The organism is Streptomyces luteolifulvus (assembly GCF_008806595.1).
In the GTDB taxonomy this organism is placed as follows: Bacteria; Actinomycetota; Actinomycetes; order Streptomycetales; family Streptomycetaceae; genus Streptomyces; species Streptomyces luteolifulvus.
Map to the genome: position 1 here is coordinate 154,777 of NZ_VZRB01000006.1, position 17,970 is coordinate 172,746.

General features: G+C 67.9%; 13 protein-coding genes. 2 read left to right on the plus strand and 11 right to left on the minus strand.

Features of this window, described 5'->3' with window-relative positions; genetic code table 11:
* Window positions 1-168 precede the first annotated feature (168 nt).
* Complete coding sequence (locus tag F7R91_RS11230; RefSeq protein WP_150947168.1) at window positions 169-2,286, plus strand: S9 family peptidase; 2,118 nt, start codon at window positions 169-171, stop codon at window positions 2,284-2,286.
* 161 nt (window positions 2,287-2,447) lie between these two features.
* Here F7R91_RS11230 and F7R91_RS11235 read toward each other — a convergent pair whose 3' ends face one another.
* The 5 genes from F7R91_RS11235 to F7R91_RS11255 form a co-directional block, all read right to left on the minus strand.
* Window positions 2,448-3,509 (minus strand): ABC transporter ATP-binding protein, encoded by a 1,062-nt coding sequence (locus F7R91_RS11235; protein ID WP_150947170.1) that lies wholly within the window; start codon window positions 3,507-3,509, stop codon window positions 2,448-2,450.
* Window positions 3,502-4,476 carry an ABC transporter ATP-binding protein gene (locus F7R91_RS11240; RefSeq protein ID WP_150947172.1) on the minus strand — a complete coding sequence of 325 codons (975 nt, stop codon included), beginning with the start codon at window positions 4,474-4,476 and terminating at the stop codon, window positions 3,502-3,504. Before F7R91_RS11240 ends, F7R91_RS11235 begins: the two co-directional genes overlap by 8 nt.
* Before the next feature lie 125 nt (window positions 4,477-4,601).
* Complete coding sequence (locus F7R91_RS11245; protein WP_150947174.1) at window positions 4,602-5,582, minus strand: ABC transporter permease; 981 nt, start codon at window positions 5,580-5,582, stop codon at window positions 4,602-4,604.
* Window positions 5,575-6,498: an ABC transporter permease gene (locus F7R91_RS11250; protein WP_150947176.1), complete on the minus strand. Its 924-nt coding sequence runs from the start codon at window positions 6,496-6,498 to the stop codon at window positions 5,575-5,577. Before F7R91_RS11250 ends, F7R91_RS11245 begins: the two co-directional genes overlap by 8 nt.
* Before the next feature lie 6 nt (window positions 6,499-6,504).
* Complete coding sequence (locus F7R91_RS11255; RefSeq protein WP_150947178.1) at window positions 6,505-8,133, minus strand: peptide ABC transporter substrate-binding protein; 1,629 nt, start codon at window positions 8,131-8,133, stop codon at window positions 6,505-6,507.
* A 705-nt stretch (window positions 8,134-8,838) separates the two neighbouring features.
* Between F7R91_RS11255 and F7R91_RS11260 the strand changes: the two genes are divergently transcribed.
* Window positions 8,839-9,630 (plus strand): AfsR/SARP family transcriptional regulator, encoded by a 792-nt coding sequence (locus F7R91_RS11260; protein ID WP_150947181.1) that lies wholly within the window; start codon window positions 8,839-8,841, stop codon window positions 9,628-9,630.
* A gap of 9 nt (window positions 9,631-9,639) precedes the next feature.
* On the opposite strand, the gene F7R91_RS11265 is transcribed toward F7R91_RS11260, so the two are convergent.
* The 6 genes from F7R91_RS11265 to F7R91_RS11285 form a co-directional block, all read right to left on the minus strand.
* Entirely contained in the window at window positions 9,640-12,996 is a 3,357-nt protein-coding gene (locus F7R91_RS11265; RefSeq protein WP_150947183.1) for an AfsR/SARP family transcriptional regulator, read from the minus strand.
* A 48-nt stretch (window positions 12,997-13,044) separates the two neighbouring features.
* The gene (locus F7R91_RS11270; RefSeq protein WP_150947185.1) at window positions 13,045-14,262 is read right to left on the minus strand and encodes a hypothetical protein; all 1,218 of its coding nucleotides are present in this window, start codon (window positions 14,260-14,262) and stop codon (window positions 13,045-13,047) included.
* A 13-nt stretch (window positions 14,263-14,275) separates the two neighbouring features.
* Entirely contained in the window at window positions 14,276-15,352 is a 1,077-nt protein-coding gene (locus F7R91_RS11275; protein WP_150947186.1) for a HesA/MoeB/ThiF family protein, read from the minus strand.
* Window positions 15,353-15,412: 60 nt separating this feature from the next.
* Window positions 15,413-15,553: a hypothetical protein gene (locus tag F7R91_RS41960; RefSeq protein WP_191971439.1), complete on the minus strand. Its 141-nt coding sequence runs from the start codon at window positions 15,551-15,553 to the stop codon at window positions 15,413-15,415.
* Between the two features lie 77 nt (window positions 15,554-15,630).
* The gene (locus F7R91_RS11280) at window positions 15,631-16,089 is read right to left on the minus strand and encodes a S26 family signal peptidase (protein WP_225320603.1); all 459 of its coding nucleotides are present in this window, start codon (window positions 16,087-16,089) and stop codon (window positions 15,631-15,633) included.
* Window positions 16,086-17,969: an ABC transporter ATP-binding protein gene (locus F7R91_RS11285; protein ID WP_191971440.1), complete on the minus strand. Its 1,884-nt coding sequence runs from the start codon at window positions 17,967-17,969 to the stop codon at window positions 16,086-16,088. Before F7R91_RS11285 ends, F7R91_RS11280 begins: the two co-directional genes overlap by 4 nt.
* Window position 17,970: the final 1 nt, after the last annotated feature.

Genomic DNA, 17,970 nt, shown 5'->3' on the forward strand with positions numbered 1-17,970 from the left:
TCCAAAGGTCCCAGGGACGCGGGGGGGTCGGTCTCAGGGGGCAGATAAATCCACAACTGGAGCCAGCGGGTTCATACCCACTATGCGCTAGTGATCATAACTATCCGCGCTCGCGCATCGGTCGGCGCACGGCCGCACAAGGGGGCGCATGGCCAATATGGTCAGGGCATGACGACGACGTCCGACTCCTTCCCCCGCCGCCATGCCCGTACCCAGCGGTTCACGCTCGGAGCGCCGCGCGCGTTCACCGTGGCGCCCGACGGTTCCCGTGTCGCGTTCCTGCGCTCTTCATCGGGCACGGACCGGGCGAACGCCCTGTGGGTGCTCGATCTGACGGAGGGCGGGGAGCGCGTGGCCGCCGAGCCGCGCGCCCTCCTGGGGGGCGCCGCGGAGCACCTCCCGCCCGCGGAGCGGGCACGGCGCGAGCGCAGCCGCGAGGGCGGGGCCGGCATCGTCGGCTACGCCACCGACACGGCCGTAGAACTGGCCTCTTTCGCCTTGTCAGGGCGGCTTTTCACGGCCGAACTGCGGGCGGGCACAGCCCGTGAACTCGCCGTCCCCGGCCCGGTGATCGACCCTCGCCCGTCCCCCGACGGCCGGCACATCGCGTACATCGCCGAGGGCGCCCTGCGGGTGACGGGCGCCGAGGGCGAGGACGACCGGGCGGTCGCCCTGCCGGAATCGACCGGGGTCACCTATGGCCTGGCCGAGTTCATCGCGGCCGAGGAGATGGGCCGGTCACGGGGCTTCTGGTGGGCTCCGGAGTCGGACCGGCTGCTGGTGGCACGGGTGGACGACACACCGGTGCGGCGCTGGTGGATCTCCGACCCGGCCCACCCGGAACGTGAGCCACAACACGTCGCCTATCCGGCGGCGGGCACCGCGAACGCGGAGGTACGGCTGTTCGTGTTCGGCCTGGACGGGGTGCGCACGGAGGTCCTCTGGGACCGGACACGCTTCCCTTATCTGGCACATGTGCACTGGTCGGACGCGGGTGCGCCGCTACTGCTCGTCCAGGCGCGCGATCAGCGCAGCCAGCTGTTCCTGGCCGTGGACCCGGAGACGGGTGCCACCCGGATGGTGCATGCCGACGAAGATCCGGTTTGGCTGGAACTTTTCACCGGGGTGCCCTGCTGGAGCCCCTCCGGACAGCTCGTGCGGATCGCCGACGAGGGCGGCGCACGGGTGCTCGCGGTGGGGGAACGCCCGCTGACGGGACCGCAGTTGCACGTCCGCGCCCTGCTGGACGTGGGGACAGACGACGTGCTTGTCTCGGCGTCGGCCGGGAAGCGCGCGGCGGACCCGGAGACCGGCGAGGTGCATGTGTACCGGGTGAACGAGCTCGGTGTGGAGCGCGTTTCGCAGGAGCCGGGCGTGCACTCTGCGGTGCGCGCCGGGGGCGTGACGGTACTGGTCTCCGCCACGCTCGACCGGCCGGGCGCCCAGGCACAGGTGCTGCGCGACGGCAAGCAGACGGCCACCATCACCTCGTACGCCGAAGATCCCGGTTTGTCCCCGCGCGTGACCCTCACCCAGGGGGGCGCACGTCGAATCCCGTGCGCCGTGCTTATGCCTAAGGACTACCCCGGTGACACGCCCCTCCCGGTCCTCATGGATCCCTACGGCGGCCCGCACGGTCCACGCGTGGTCGCCGCACACAACGCGCATCTCACCTCGCAGTGGTTCGCGGACCAGGGCTTCGCGGTGGTCGTCGCCGACGGACGCGGCACCCCCGGCCGCTCACCCGCCTGGGAGAAGGCCGTCCACCACGACTTCACGGTCTCCCTCGACGACCAGATCGAGGCCCTGCGGGCTCTGGCCGAGACCCACCCTCTCGACCTGTCGAGGGTGGCCATCCGCGGCTGGTCCTACGGCGGCTGGCTGGCCGGCCTCGCGGTACTGCGCCGCCCCGACGTCTTCCACGCGGGCATCGCCGGCGCCCCGGTCACGGACTGGCGCCTGTACGACACGCACTACACGGAGCGGTATCTGGGCGACCCGGCCGCGCACCCGGAGTCGTACGCGAAGAGCTCCCTCGTCACGGACGAGGGCCTGTCCTCGCCCGCCGCGCCCCACCGCCCGCTGATGATCGTGCACGGCCTGGCCGACGACAACGTGGTGGTCGCCCATGCCCTGCGGCTTTCCTCCGCGCTGCTGGCGGCGGGCCGCCCGCACGAGGTGCTGCCGCTGTCCGGGGTGACTCATATGACCCCGCAGGAGCAGGTGGCGGAGAACCTGCTGCTGCTCCAGGTGGACTTCCTGAAGCGTTCGCTGGGGCTGGTCTAGTGCCGGGGCACTGGCAAAGCAACGGGCCGGGGCGGCAAGCGCCCCGGCCCGTTCACGGCACCCGCACGGCCGTACGCTGTTCAGCCTGACGCGTCCGTATATCGGAACCGGGTCGGCCGAGTTGCCTGCGTGTTAACGCAGTTCGCGCGCGTTTGCACGGGTCAGACCAGCCCTGCCGGGTGATCGTCCGTCATGTCCTGCGCCGAAACCATCTGCTTCTCCTCCGCGAAGTGGCAGGCGGAGGCATGGTCCGCGGGGCCGCCCGCGAACCGGAACCCGGCGGGCACCGCGAGCTCCGGCACTTCCGAGGCGCAGCGCTCCCGGGCCTTCCAGCAGCGGGTGCGGAAACGGCAGCCGGAGGGGATGTCCGTCGGGGACGGCACATCGCCGGCCAGGATGATCCGCTCCCGGTGCTCGCGCGCCTCCGGGTCGGGCACCGGCACCGCGGACAGCAGCGCCTGGGTGTAGGGGTGCGTGGGACGGTCGTAGATCTCGGCGTCCCCGCCGGTCTCCACGATCCGCCCGAGATACATCACCGCGACCCGGTCCGAGATGTGCCGCACGATCGACAGATCGTGGGCGATGAAGAGGCACGACAGGTCGAACTCGTCCCGCAGAGCCGCCATCAGGTTGATCACCTGGGCCTGGACCGACACATCGAGCGCGGAGACGGGCTCGTCGGCCACGACGACCTCGGGGCGCAGCGCCAGTGCCCGCGCGATGCCGATGCGCTGGCGCTGGCCGCCGGAGAACTGGTGCGGATAGCGGTTGATGTGCTCGGGGTTGAGACCCACGACGTCGAGGAGTTCCCGGACCTTCCTCGCGCGGTCGCCCTTGGGCGCGGCCTCGGGGTGGATGTCGTACGGCTCCCGGATGATGTCGCCGACCGTCATCCGGGGGTTGAGGGAGGTGTACGGGTCCTGGAAGACCATCTGGATGCGACGCCGTACGGATTTCAGTGCGCGGCCGGACAGTCCGGTGATGTCCTCGCCCTTGTACCGGATCGTCCCGGCCGTCGGCTGCTCCAGGTGGACGAGCATCCTCGCGACCGTCGACTTGCCGCAGCCGGACTCGCCGACAATGCCGAGGGTCTCGCCCCGGCCCAGGGTGAAGTCGACGCCGTCGACCGCCCTCACCGACCCGATCTGCTTCCTGAACAGGATCCCCCGGGTGAGCGGGTAGTGCTTGACCAGCCCGCTGACCTCCAGAATCGGTTCAGCCATGCAGACACTCCCTCCAGAAGTGACAGGCGCTGCGACGGTCCTCGTCCACCTCGTACGGGGGTGGCACATCGGTGCGGCACACGTCCTGGGCCGTCGGACAGCGGGGGTGGAAGGCACAGCCCGGCGGGATGTGCATCAGGCTGGGCGGCAGACCCTTGATGGCGCGGAGCTCGCGCCCCTTGTGGTCCAGGCGCGGGATCGAGTCCAGCAGCCCCCTCGTGTAAGGGTGGGCGGGCGCCTTGTAGAGGTCGTGGACCGGGGCCGACTCCACGATCCGGCCCGCGTACATCACCGCGATCCGGTCCGCCACGTCGGCGACCACGCCGAGATCGTGGGTGATGAGGACGAGCCCCATGCCGAGCTCGCGCTGCAACTCGGCGAGCAGATCCATGACCTGGGCCTGGACGGTGACGTCGAGGGCCGTGGTCGGTTCGTCGGCGATGATCAGCGCCGGTTCCAGGGCCAGCGCCATGGCGATCATGATGCGCTGGCGCATGCCGCCGGAGAACTGGTGGGGATAGTCGCGCACCCGCTGGGCCGCGGCGGGGATGCGGACCCGGTCCATCAGCTCGACGGCCTTCGCCCGCGCGTCCTTCCTCGACATCCCCCGGTGCACCACGAACATCTCGCCGAGCTGGTCGCCCACGCAGAGCACGGGGTTCAGGGCCGACAGCGCGTCCTGGAAGATCATGGCCATCCCGGCGCCACGGATCCTCCTGCGCTCCTCCTCCTTCAGCGGGAGCAGGTCCCGGCCCTGGAACAGGATCTCGCCGTGGGTGATCCGCCCGGGCGGGACGTCGAGGATCCCCATCACCGCCTGCGCGGTCACGGACTTCCCGGAGCCGGACTCACCGAGCACGGCGAGGGTCTCGCCCGCGTCCACGCCGTAGCTGACGCCGTTGACGGCCTTGGCGACACCGTCCCGGGTCCGGAACTCCACATGCAGATCACGCACTTCGAGCAGCATGACGACACCTCACCTCACCTTCGGATCGAGGGCGTCGCGCACGGCGTCGCCGAGCGGGATGGGCCCGGGTGCGGTGATCGCCCCCACGCCGGAGAGGCCCCACGCACGTGCGCCGGCATGACCGCTCACCTCAACTTCGGATCGAGGGCGTCGCGGACCGCGTCGCCGAGCATGATGAACGCCAGCACGGTGATCGCGAGTGCGCCGGCCGGCCAGAGGAGCATGTGGGGGGCCTGGCGGATGTACTGGGACGCCGAGGAGATGTCGATGCCCCAGCTGACCGTCGGCGGCTTCAGCCCGACGCCGAGGTACGACAGGGTCGCCTCCAGCGCGATGTACGTGCCGAGCGCGATGGTCGCCACGACGATCACCGGGGCGACCGCGTTGGGCGCGATATGGCGGAGCAGCAGCCGGGAGTGGGAGGCGCCGAGCGCCCGTGCGGCCTGGACGTAGTCGTTCTGCCGGGCGGTGATGACCGAGCCACGGGCGATCCGGGAGATCTGCGGCCAGCCGAGCAGCACCATGAACCCGATCACCGGCCACACCGTGTTGCCGGTGACCACGGACAGCAGGACCAGACCGCCGAGGACGACAGGGATCGCGAAGAACACGTCGGTGATGCGGGACAGGAACGAGTCCGCGAGCCCGCCGAAGAACCCGGCGAGGCCGCCCAGGACCGAGCCGAGGACCGCGACCCCGAGCGTGGCGCAGACGCCGACCGTGACGGACGTACGGGCGCCGTAGACGGTGCGGGTGTACACATCGCAGCCCTGGCCGTCGAACCCGAAGGGATGGCCGGGCTGCGAGCCCTCCTGGGCCTTGGCGAGGTCGCACTGGAGGGGGTTGCCGGAGGCGATCAGCGACGGCCAGAGGGAGATGACGACGAGGAAGACGATCACCATCCCCGAGACGATGAAGACGGGGTTGCGGCGCAGGTCGCGCCACGCGTCGGACCACAGGGAGCGGGGCTTGTCCTGGGGGCCGGTGTCGTACCACCCACCGGGCGCCTTCTCCAGCGTCTCGCCCTCGCTGGTGGCGAGGTCCACCCCGCCGCCCATGCCGGTCGGGGCGATCGCGCCGTCGGGATCGTAGGGCTGCTCAGGCATAGCGGATCCTGGGGTCGAGTACGGCGTACAGAAGGTCCACGAGCAGGTTGGCGACCAGGAACACCAGCACCAGGACCGTCACGAACCCGACGACGGTCTGGGTGTTCTGGCGGAGGATGCCCTGGTAGAGCTGGTAGCCGACGCCATGGATGTTGAAGATCCGCTCGGTGACGATCGCACCGCCCATCAGGGCGCCGATGTCCGTTCCGATGAACGTGACCACGGGGATCAGCGAGTTGCGCAGCAGATGCCGGGTGATGACGCGGTGTCTCGGCAGCCCCTTGGCGACGGCCGTACGGACGTAGTCGGACCGCCGGTTCTCCGCGAGGGAGGTACGGGTCAGCCGGGTCACATAGGCCAGCGACACCGAGGCGAGGACCAGGCCCGGCACGAGCAGTTCGCCGAACGTGGCCTCCGTGGACACCGAGGGCTTGATCCAGCCCCACTCGACGCCGAGCAGAAGCTGGAGCAGCAGACCGGTGACGAAGGTGGGGACGGAGATCACGACGAGGGTGCACAGCAGGACCGACGTGTCGACGGGCCGTCCGCGGCGCAGGCCGGTGACGACGCCCAGCGTGATGCCGATGACGATCTCGAAGAGGATCGCCACGATCGTCAGCCGGACGGTGACCGGAAACGCCGTCGCCATCAGCTCGGTGACCTTCTGGCCGTTGAACGCGGTGCCGAAGTCGCCGGTGAAGACGCTCCCCATGTAGGTCAGGTATTGCTGCCAGACCGGCTTGTCGAGGCCGAACTCCTGCTTCAGCCGGGCGGCCGTGGCCGCGTCGCACTGCCGGTCTCCGCACAGGCCCGCGATGGGGTCGCCCATCACGTTCACCATCAGGAAGATCAGCAGCGTGGCACCGAAGAAGACCGGGACCATCTGCAGCAGGCGCCGGACGACGTAGCGTCCCATGGCGGCTCAGCTGACCTTGATCTCGTTGTAGACGGGGACGCTGAACGGGTTGAGTCTGACGCCCGACAGCCGCTCCGAGTAGCCCGCGCTGCCGTTCTGGTACCAGAGCGGAATGGCGGCCATGGCATCGCGGAGGACGTCCTCGGCCTGCTGGAACGCCTGGACCGCCTTCGCGGTGTCGCTCTCGGCGTTGGCAGTGTCGACGAGCCGGTCGAAGTCCGCGTTGGACCATTTGCCGTCGTTGGAGGAGGCGTTGGTGTAGTAGAGCGGCTGGAGGAAGTTCTGGATGAGGGGGTAGTCCATCTGCCACCCCGCCCGGAACGGCCCGGACATCTTCCTCTCGGTGATCTGGTTGCGGAAGTCGGCGAAGGTGCCGATCGGGTTGCCGACACACGCCTTGTCGTTGTCGAGCGCGTTGTTGATGGAGTTGCAGACCGCGTCGACCCACGCCTTGTGGGAGCCCGCGTCCGTGTTGTACGTGATCTTGACCTGTCCGCCGGGCAGCCCGCCGCCCTCCTCGATCAGCCGCTTGGCCTCCTCGGGGTCGTACTCGCAGCCGTCCCCGCACAGGCCCGCCTTGAAGCCGCCGTCCTGGCCGAGGACCGGGGAGGTCCAGTCGGTGGCGGGGGTGCGGGTCTTCTGGAAGATCGTCTCCGTGATCTGCTCACGGTTGATCGCCATGGACAGGCCCTTGCGGACCTTGTCCATGCCGGGCTTGCCCCAGTCCTCGTCGTAGTACGGGAAGGCGAGGGTCTGCATGATGCCGGCCGGGGTGTTGATGTACCGGCCGCTCAGATCGCTCTGGACATTCTTGAGCTGCGCGGCCGGTACGTCGTCGACGAGGTCGAGGTTGCCGGCCATCAGGTCGGTGTAGGCGGTGTTGTTGTCGGTGTAGACCTTCAGGATCACCCCGCCGTTGTGCGCCTTGTCCGTACCGGGGTAGCCGTCCCACTTCTTCAGGACCATCTGCGCGCCCTTGGTGTACGAGTCGACGGAGTACGGCCCGTTGCCGACCGGCTTGCGGACCCAGGCGTCGTGGTCGTCGAAGAAGGCGCGGGGCAGCGGGGCGAAAGCGGGGTAGCCGAGGGTGTCGGGGAACGTCGAGAACTTCTGGCTGAGCTTGACGGTGAAGGTCCGGTCGTCGACGACCTTGAGGCCGGAGAGGGTGTCGGCGGTCTGCTTGCCGCCGTCCTCCGGGTGGGTCTTGTCGTAGCCCTCGATATAGCCGAAGAAGTACGCGTTCTTCTGGTTGTTCCTCAGACTGGCGCCGTAGTTCCAGGCGTCCACGAAGGATTTGGCGGTGACCGGCTCGCCGTTGCTGAACGTCCAGCCGTCCTCGATGGTGATCGTGAAGTTCTGCGAGTCCGTCGTCTCGATCTTCTCGGCGAGCATGTCCTCGGCCTCGCCGGTGCCCGGGTTGTACTTCTTCAGGCTCCGGAAGATCATGTCGAGGACCTTGCCGCCCTGCACCTCGTTGGTGTTGGCCGGCTCCAGCGGGTTCTGCGGGTCCCCCCAGGAGGAGCTGAGCATCGCGCCGCCGTCCCCGCCGCCGCTTCCCCCGCCGCCGCAGGCCGTCACCGCGAGGGCTGCCGCCGCCGCGCCCGCGGCCCATCTGCCATGCCTGGCTCCACGCATGGAGTGCCTCCTCCTGAGGACGCCGGCCTTCAGCACCGGTGCATTGATCCTTTATCGGTCAATATCGACCCATTAAGGGCTCATCGCACACACACTCCACCCTTTCGGGCTCCTCGGCGAGATGCATCACCCGGATGCACTCACACAGGACCTCGGAGTAGATCTTCGACACCCAGCGCAATGGATCTCCAGCGGGCGACGCGAGAATTTCTGACGTTGCACACATGAGATCGCCGACGACGACACGTATCTGAGGGCGTGCCACCACCCCGGGCTTCGCAAATGGACAGGCCTCCGGTCCTTGCTGAATGAAAGGTCCCGGAAAGCCCACTACGCCATCCTGGCGGCTCCGCGGCTCTCGCTCAGGGACCATGTCACGGAAGGACCGCTGTGTTGGTCAAACTGCTTCACACCACAGCCAGGCGCATAGCCGACCCGCTGCTCCCACGCGCGGCGGCGGCAGCTGCCTGTTCACCGGGCTGCTGGTACCAGTACCGGACCATAGCGGGCGTTCCCTGTATCTACCGTTGCTGCTACACACCCTCCTGCTAAGCCCGCTGTGAGCCTTGACAGCCGAGCTAACCGACGCTCCCGCTTCCGCACGCACCGCAGCAGCAGCAGCGTTCATGCGTAATCCATGCAGGACCCGAACACTCAGCCCGCACAGTGGTGGACATCACTGGGAAGAGATCGACGGGGGCCTGCATGAACGTTCAACTCCTCGGGTGTGTCGAGCTGCGCACGGCTGTCGGGGACAGGGTGTCGATGTCCCCGGCGGTCGGGCTCCTGCTGGCCGCGCTGGCCTGGTCCCCCAACGCCTTCGTGGCCGACGAGGACGTCATCGACCGCGTCTGGGACGAAACACGGCCGGCTCACCCGCGCAACGCGCTTTACACGCTCGCTACCCGGCTGCGCAAGGCTCTGCAGAGCGTTGGCACCACTGGTGTCGACTGCGATGTAATCCGGCGACGAGGCGGCTACGTTCTGGCGATCGACGAGGAAGTTGTCGATGCCTTCCGCTTCCGCCTTCTGGTTCGCCATGCCAGGAGTGCCGCGTCTCGGGGAGAAGACGAACATGCCCTGAGTTTCTATGACGAGGCACTGTCCTTGTGGCATGGCGACCCGCTGTCGGGCATGCAGACGACTTGGGCGGATGCCGCACGCGTGACACTGCGTCATGAAAGGCGGACAGCAATGCTGAAGAGCGCGGAAATAGGTCTGCACCTGGAACGCCATGACGAATACGTACCGCACCTCTATCAGTTGGCAGGTGCGCACCCGCTCGACGAAAGGGTCACAGGTCTGTTGATGCTCGCGCTGTACCGGAGCGGGCGTCAGGACGAGGCGCTGCGATGCTTCCGCCTGATTCGGTCCAGACTGCTTGATGAACTCGGTGACGAGCCCGGACACGATCTCCGCGCTCTGCACGAGCAGATCCTGCGCAGGGACGAGAAAATCCGCTCTGACTATTCTCCGCAGGACGCCCTGGCATCATGAGACGGCGGATCAGATTTCGGTGACGTCGTCGAAATGCTCGGCCAGATACAGGTCGAGACGGGCCTGCGCCTCGGCGGGCAGTTCTGGCCGGGGTCGTCGTCGTAGGGGGCCCGAGCCCGGAGCTGCCGTTCCCTTGTGCCACAGAGCAGCCGTCCTGTAAGGGATCGGGATGCCGAGCCCGGTGAAAAGGGCATCCGCCTCGTCTCGACAAGCTCGGGCGCGGGGGAGGTCACCGATGGTCTCGTTGACCATCGCCAGGGCCGTCAGGGCCCTGGCCTGCACCAGCCGTTGGCCCGAGTCCCGCGCAAGGTCGACGGCTTCCTCCGCCGCGTTCAGAGCTCCGTCAGGCTCGCCGTTCTCCAGCATGGCCAGGGCAGCGAGAGTGCGGATGCGGGGCAGCGTAAGGGGATTGCCGTTCACCGCCAGTCCGGCGCCTCTCTCCAGGTGTGTGACCGCGTCACCGTATTGCTCGCGCGCGCAAGACAGAGCACCCCGAGTGAGCAGGATTTCGACGAGCCCTGTGCGGTGCCCGGTCCGCTGGGCGATGGCCCAAGCGGCGTCAAGTTTCCCGGCCGCCTCGTCCACTAGGCCCATGCGCAGCCTCACCCCCGCGAGGCCCACCAGGGAGTCGACCTCGCAGTTGCGGTTGCCGACCCGCTGGGAGAGGACCAGCGCGTCCTCGTAGGCGAGGATCGCCCGGGCATCCTGCCCAGTGTCGTCGCGCACCCGGCCCAGCGTCTCCAGCGCCACGGCCTCCGCATAGACCGATCCTGCCTCTCGGGACACGAATAAGGACTTCCGCAGGGCGGCCGTCGCCTCCCCGAACCTGGCCTGCTTCTGGCGCACTAGCGCGAGGTTCACGAGGGCCATCGAGTGGCCGTGATCCCCTGCCTCGCCGTACAGCGAGAGCGCTCCGGTCACCGCGTCCTCGGCCTCGGCGAGTCGCCCCAGGGCGAGGAAGAGGGAGGCCGTGTTGGTGAGCATGGTCTTTTCGGCCTTGCTCATGCCGAGGATGCGGTAGATGGAGAGGGAGCGTTGGTAGCAAGGGGGCGCCTTTTGGGGCTCGCCCAGGAGCTTCAGGGTCACTCCCTTGCCTTGGAGGCTCTTGGCTTCTCCGAAGAGCCAACCGGTGCGGCGGGCCAGGAGTTCCGCGTTCTCGTACTCGCCCAGGGCGCCTCTCAGATCCCCGTCTCTCCAGCGGGCGTGCCCCAGCGAGATGCACATGGCGGCCCGACCAATCTGGTCGTCGCCCCGTTCGGCCGCCTTGCGGGCGAGTACGGCGAGCCGTATCCAGTCAGAGAGCGGGCGCCGGTGATGGAGCAGGTCCTGCAAAGCGTCCACAAGCTGCCACGCGTAGTGGAAGGGGCCATGTTCTGCTGCGTACCCGATCGCCGCCGCGATGTCGTCCCACTCACCGTCGAACCACGCGAAGGCTTCTTCCGGTGTGTCGAAGATCCTGGGAGCTGCCCCGTCGACGGTGTCCGGGAGCATCTGCGAGGCGTAGAGGCCACACGTGATTGCCGCGTTGGCGGTGCTCTGCAGATAGTGGTCGAGGATACGCTCGACGGCCGAGCTTCGCTCCGCCTCGGTGTCCTCCGCGATCACGCGTTCCCTGGCGTATTCGTGCACGAGGTCGTGCCAGATCGGACGTCCGATCTCGACATCGCGCAGCAGATGTACGCTCTGGGCGAGGCTCAGGAGGTCGGCCGTCCTCGGCTCGTCCAGTCTCGCGCCCGCCGCGGCGGCGCCGACCGAGCGCCCAGTGCCCGGCATCAGCCCGAGGAACCGGAACACCCTCCTGGCCTCCTCCGGCAGCGTCCCGTACGACAGGTCCAGCGCGGCCCTCACAGCGACGCTCTCCTCCCCCTCCACATGCAGCCGCGCCAAGCGGCCACGCTCCGCAAGGTCGTTGACGTAGGCCGTGATGCTTCCGGGCCGGTCGCCGATCCAGGAGCCGGCCACGCACAACGCCAGCGGCAGATGGTCGCATAGCTCGACCAAGCGGGCCGCAGCCTCCGGGTCGGCAGCGACAGCGTCGGCCCCCACCGTCAGGCTGATCAGCTCCAGAGCCTCGCTGCTCTCCAGAACGTCGCAGGACACCCGGTAAGCCCCGTCCATGGTCACCAGCCCGCTCAGCTTGTGCCGGCTCGTCACGAGGGTCACCGAACCGCTGGAGGGAGGGAGCAGGAATCGTACGGAGGACGCGTGGGCCACGTCGTCGAGGACGATGAGTACCCGGCGCTCCGCCAGGAGCGTGCGGTAGAGCGCAGTCTGTGCCTCCAGGCCGAGGGGGATGTCACGCGGTGCGCATCCAAGTCCCTGCAGCAGTAGAGGGAGCGCCTCCTCTGGGGTCATCGGCTCGGCGTCGTCGAAGCCACGCATATCGAGAAAGAGCTGCCCGTCGGGGAAGTCGCCCGCGATCCGGTGGGCCCAGTGCAGTGCGAGCGCGGTTTTTCCGGCTCCCGCCGGGCCCACGATCAGGGCTAGCGCCTCGGCCTGCTGTCGGCACATGTCAAGTAGGCGCAGCTCCGTGCTCCGGCCGACGAAGCGGCGGGAAGCTCGGGGAAGCTGGCGGGGAACTCGGCGGTCTTGAGGGGTACTTGGCAGGGCCATTATTTGGGCCGCGCCGTCGCCGCTCAGCAGGCGCCGCTGGAGGGCACCCAGGTTGTCCGAGGGGTCGACACCGAGTTCGTCCACCATGCGTGTGCGCAACGCGGCGTAGACCGCCAGGGCTTCGGGAGTGCGGCCATCTCGCTGCAGGGCGCGCATCAGCAACGCGTGCGGGCCCTCACGGAGCGGGTACTCGGAAGTGAGACGGACCAGCTCGGCAATGGCGGTGCGGTGGCGGCCCAGTTCCAGGTCCGCCTCCGCCCTGCCTTCCAGCGCGGCGATGTGCAATTCAGTGAGGCGTCGACGTTCCGCCTCCATCGTCGGGAGGTCCGGAAGGGGATCGCCTTGCCACAGTGAGAGGGCGTCGTCGTGGCAACGATACGCCTCTGCCCAGCCGCCGTTTGCCGCGAATCGCGATCCGTCCTTGACCATGGCCTCGAAGACGAACACGTCGACTTCGGCCGGGATCACGCGCAGGACGTAACCAGGCTTCTGAGTTGCCAGGAGGCTGGATCCCGCGGGTCCGAGAGCGCGGCGGACTTCGGCGACGAGCGCGCGAACCCGGGCCGCCGCAGCGCTGGGCAGGCGTTCGTCCCAAAGCCCCTGGGCCAGCCGGTCGACGGACACGACGTGGTTGGTGTGCAGGAGCAGTACCGCACATAGTGCACGCTGCCGCGCGGTGAGGACGACGACGCGTCCGTCGAGTCGGACCTCGAGAGGGCCGAGCAGGCGGAACCGAGGTGTGGGGGTGAGCATTAGCAGAAAGTAGACCAGCGTCACCCGGCAGGACAATTGAGGGGCCTCTCAGCCTCCACAAAGCCGTGTACGTATGGAATGCACCACGCGCCGTACCCGGTCGGCGTGACGATTCCACCACAGGCGTGCCCACAGAACCTGTAGTCCGGCCAGAATGACGGCGGTGGCCAGCGCGTCTACCTGGATCCACGGATCGGCGCCGTCCACCAGATTGGCGAGGGAGCGGTGGAACAACGGCCAGGTGACGTCGATAAGGATCCGGAAGCCGATGAACACGCAGATGACAGTACCCATGACCGTTCCAAGGGCGTACGCCTTGAGGAAACGACGCTCGGCCGCTGGCAGCACACGAAGTGGGTGCTTAGGGTGGCGCCTGAACAGGCGCGCTGCGACGTGGCGCAGATAGTGTCCGGCGTCGGCGTACAGATTCCGACAACCCGTCAGGTCCTGGATGACGAAGTACAGGTCAGTGCGCATGAACACAAGACACTGGTTCGCCAGCGCTGTCACCAAGGTCATCGCGACCACGGGAATCAAGACCCAGTTCACACCGAAGCAACGAGCCATGACACAACCACTCCAGATCACTCCGTCGAGGGCGAGCCCCGACAGGTAGACCGTGAGTCGCTCTCTGCGGCTCTTGAGCCAGATCCCCGACACCTCCGTCTGCGCCACCAGGAACTGCAGACGGGTCCCGAGACGGATCCTCCCGGACACACCCGCGGCACGGGCTGTCATGAGGTGGGCCATCTCGTGCAGAGCGATCAGACACACGGCGACCGTGCTCTGCACCAGCACCGTGAACGTGCCGTACTCGGTCCACAGCAGTTCTCCCCAGGCCGGAAGCGCCCATGGACGGGACAGCGCGGTCAGCAGAGCGACGACCGGAACCAGCAGGACGAAGCCCTGCAGAACCGGGCTCATGATCCAGCGCACGTGGTGCGGGCGCAGCCGGGGGAAGGACACGGCCGGGGCCTCCGCCGCGAACCGCCGGTCGCCGATGGAGGCCACCAGTCCGGCCGCCGCGAGCCGCTCCGCGAAGGCGCGGACGTCGACGTCACGGCCGGTGTCCGCACGCAGGCTGCGTCTCGTCTCCTCGACCGTGTGCCCGGCCGCCAGCAGTCGAACGGCGGCCATACCTATCTCGGGGAGGGCGACGATCTGCTCGCCGCCCTGCGTGCCGACGATCCACTCGCCTCTGTCACGGCGGAATTCCAGTGCGCGCAGGACGACATTCGCCTCTCGGTCATTCGTGGACGGTGTCACCTTCGTCGTCCCGTCACGGATTGCACAGCGAGCACTCCGGCCGGGCCGGATGTCGTACGTCGACCAGGTGGTCGGGGGCGATCAGATTGACGCCCCGCACATAGCCCGGTGAGCGCCTGCCCGTTCCCGTGAGCAGCGAGATCGCCTCGTAGGCGATGAGTTGTCCGGAGATTCCCGCGGCCGGGGCGAGCGCCCCCGTGCTCCCCAGGTCCGGGTGCCAGCCGGGCTTGAGTTTCGCCTCCTCCCCCGCTCCGACGCATTCAAAGCAGGGACCTTCAGGGCCGTACACGCCGACGGTCACCAGCGGGCCGTTGTATCCGGCGACCACCCAGGGAACGCCCAGGGCGGCAGACACCCGGCTGGTCATCTTGGCAATGAGATCGTTGCGCGGTTCGTCCGCGCACAGGGCGAAGACGTCGCAGCGCGATACGAGTTCCGCGAGCGCGTCCTCGGTGTCCACCTTCCGGATGTCGCAGCTGAACGAGCCCGCCGAGTTGACCGCACGCAGACGGTCGACGGCGACCTGGGCCTTGGGCCGGCCAAGGTCGGCTTCGCCATACAGGACCTGCCGGGTCAGATTGGACACCTCGACACGGTCCGGGTCGACCAGGTGCAGACTGCCGACACCCATGGCAGCCAGTGCCCAGGCCGCATGGCTGCCGGTGCCGCCGACGCCCAGAATGCCCACGCACGCCTTCTTGAGCCGCAGCTGCAGCGCCCAGGGATCGATGCCCGGCCGCAGGTCGACACGGCGAAAGTAGGTGTGGTTGCGGCTGTAGCGCTCCAGCTCGTCGTCGGTGAAGCCCTCGGGGCGGCCATCTGCGGCCGCGTCCTCAAGGTATCCGGAGTTCAGCAGCGCCTTCACCACCTCATGTGCGCCGTCGGCGCCCAACCGCCGATGGCGCTCGGCCAGTTCGGCCTCGACATGCTCGACCGGGGTGGCTCCGTCCATCAGGCTCAGCGCTTCCCAGATCCAGCCGTGAGGGTCCGTGATCTCCGCCGCGATTCCGTACAGTTCGCCGCCGATCCGTATGGTTTCGTCGTCGAACCGATGGGCTGCGTGCTCGGGCTTCACCCGTGGTTGTCTCACGACCACCTCGCCTCTTGAGGTCCGTGCCGGTGCGCGCGTCGCCCACCGGCACGGACCGGACTACGAATCGATCTGTTTGCTCTGGATGGTCTCGATCTTGTCGAGCAGACGGATCTCGATGTACTCGGTCTGCCCCGTCGCCTCGGCCTCGCCGAACGCGACCAGTTCCTCGTCCTGTATGACGTGGGTGCTGTCCTGCACGGTCCTCCTCCCTCTCTTGCCGTACCTCTCTGCCGCGGATGCGGAAGTCCATGGACGACCGGCGCCGCTCCCGCGCGTCACAGTCGTCGCCACACGGCGCCGAGGACCCTGTCCACCGGGAAAGGGCCCATCTGGCGCGAGTCGAAACTGACGGCGGCGTTGTCTCCGAGCAGCAGCAGATGACCTGGGGGAACACCGTGGATCACGCCCGCCTCCGTCGACCACGTGTCCCCCGCCGTGGCGGCGACCCGCTTGACGAGCCATTGGCGCTCGGTGACAGGCTGTCGGGTGCTGCCCAGTCCGGCCGGGGGCAGGTCCCAGGCTCTACGTTCCGTGCTCGGCTGTTCCACGACGACCACACCCCCGCGTTCCGGTACCTTTCCGCGCCGGACCAAGACGCGATCACCGGGCCGGTAGGCGGGAAGCATGCTGTGTCCCAAGACCGTGACCGACACGAGCCGTCTGCGCAGGACCCGGAGCCCCGCGCCGGCGAGGCAGGCGAGGGTCATCCCGGTCAGAAGACCGACGCTGATCACAACGCGGCACCTTCCACGGACGGCGGCACCAGCTCCTCGGTGTAGCCGGATGCCTGCAGAGCGAACAGACGTGCATACACGCCACCGTGTGCCATCAGCGCGCCGTGATCCCCCTCTTCCACGATCCGCCCCTCGGACAGGACGACGATCCGGTCCGCCTCCCGTATGGACCCGAGCCGGTGGGAGATGAGCAGACTCGTCCGACCACAGTGGAACTCCCTGAGTCCCGCGTGCAGTTCGAACTCGGCCTCGGCGTCGAGGCCCGAAGTGGGTTCATCGAGGATCAGAAAGTCACGCCGACCGCGTACCAGGGCGCGTGCCAAAGCCAGCCGTTGCATCTGGCCGCCGGACAGGAGGACGCCCGTAGTCGCGTCGTTCTCGTCAGCGTCCGGGAAGAAAATGCGCGTGACCAGCGTGTCGTACCCGAGCGGGAAGTCCGCGATCGTCTGGTGCACTCCCGCCTTCCGAGCCGCTTCGATCAGGCGAGAGTTATCCTCCCGGGCGCTCAGGTCACCGAGTGCGATGTTCTCCCGTGCGGTGAGGTCGTAGTGCATGAAATCCTGGAACACCGCACTCATCCGCAGCCGCAGCTCTTCGGGAGCGACCTCGCGGATGTCGACGCCGTCCCAGAGGATCGCGCCGCGTGTCGGGTCGTAGAACCGGCAGAGGAGTTTGACCAGCGTCGACTTCCCCGCCCCGTTCAGCCCGACCAGGGCCAGGCTCTGCCCGTGAGGAATCACGAGGTCGACGCCCTTGAGAATCCATGGCTGATCCTCGCCGTAACGGAACCAGACATCACGGAGTTCGATCCGACGCTCCAAGGGAGGCATGGGGTGCGGGTGGGAGGCTCGTTCCAGATCCGGCCTGACAACGATCACGTCCTGGTAGTGCCCGAACAGCACCAGAGCCTGGTGTGCCTGGGCAACGCTCGCCGCCAACTGCGCGACCGACACCTGAACCCCCGCAACGGCGGCGATGAAGATGGCGATGTCGCCCAGAGTGAGCGCCCCGGACAGGGCGCCGTGGATGGCCCAGATCAGACCGGTCCCGGAAACTAGTGCGGCTAGTAGGGCCAGAAGCGACTGGGTGGAGAGCTCTCGGCGGTCGACCCCACGTCGGGCGGCGTCCGCTACCCGACGTTCCTCCTGCATGAGGCTCAGCAGGAACCCGCCCGTACCGAACAGGCGTACTTCCTTGGCGGCATGGACGTCGGAGAGCAACTGGTCGAAGAACAGCTCGCGCCTTTCCCGTGGGCTGATGCGCCACATCATCTCCGTCCGGTGACGGGACAGCACGATTTCCGCGGCCAGGACGGGAAACGCAAAGGCCAAGATGAACAAAGCCAGCAGCGGGGCCAGTGCCAGCAGCGAACCCAGGAACCCGACGATGGTGATGCCCGCTCGCACAGCTCCCAGCGTTCCCTTCACCACGGAGCCGGGTGCGTTTCTCCCTGACTGTTTAGCCAGGCGTAGCTTGTCGAGGAAGGCCGGATCCTCAAAAGGCCCGAGCCCCACAAACCGGGCCATGGCACTGAACAGCCTGCCCTGGGCGAGGGTTCCGGTGCCACGCTCCAGCTCGGCATGGAGGTATTTGAGGGCGTGGGGGATGACTGCCTGGACGATTCCGACGAGAGCCAACCCGACAGCCAGGGGGACCAGGGTGCGCGCCGAGGCCTGAGTGCTCAGCCGATCGAGGGCGATCTTGGTGAGCCAGCCGATGGCAACTGGAACGACACCGCTGGTCAGATCAAGTACGGCGTAAGCAAGCAGTTTCGGCGCGGCGGCTTCAAAACCGAGGGACAGAGCGGCCCGAAGACGATCCAAGCCGTTTGCCGACAGATCGGGCTCAACGGCACAGTGCGATGACTTCTCTGCGCGCATG

Bases quoted from the DNA above. Each gene is read 5' to 3' on its own strand.
- F7R91_RS11285 (WP_191971440.1), bottom strand. From the start codon at position 17,969: ATGCGCGCAGAGAAGTCATCGCACTGTGCCGTTGAGCCCGATCTGTCG.
- F7R91_RS11250 (WP_150947176.1), bottom strand. From the start codon at position 6,498: ATGGGACGCTACGTCGTCCGGCGCCTGCTGCAGATGGTCCCGGTCTTC.
- F7R91_RS11240 (WP_150947172.1), bottom strand. From the start codon at position 4,476: ATGCTGCTCGAAGTGCGTGATCTGCATGTGGAGTTCCGGACCCGGGAC.
- F7R91_RS11235 (WP_150947170.1), bottom strand. From the start codon at position 3,509: ATGGCTGAACCGATTCTGGAGGTCAGCGGGCTGGTCAAGCACTACCCG.
- F7R91_RS11230 (WP_150947168.1), top strand. From the start codon at position 169: ATGACGACGACGTCCGACTCCTTCCCCCGCCGCCATGCCCGTACCCAG.
- F7R91_RS11265 (WP_150947183.1), bottom strand. From the start codon at position 12,996: ATGCTCACCCCCACACCTCGGTTCCGCCTGCTCGGCCCTCTCGAGGTC.
- F7R91_RS11260 (WP_150947181.1), top strand. From the start codon at position 8,839: ATGAACGTTCAACTCCTCGGGTGTGTCGAGCTGCGCACGGCTGTCGGG.
- F7R91_RS11245 (WP_150947174.1), bottom strand. From the start codon at position 5,582: ATGCCTGAGCAGCCCTACGATCCCGACGGCGCGATCGCCCCGACCGGC.
- F7R91_RS11255 (WP_150947178.1), bottom strand. From the start codon at position 8,133: ATGCGTGGAGCCAGGCATGGCAGATGGGCCGCGGGCGCGGCGGCGGCA.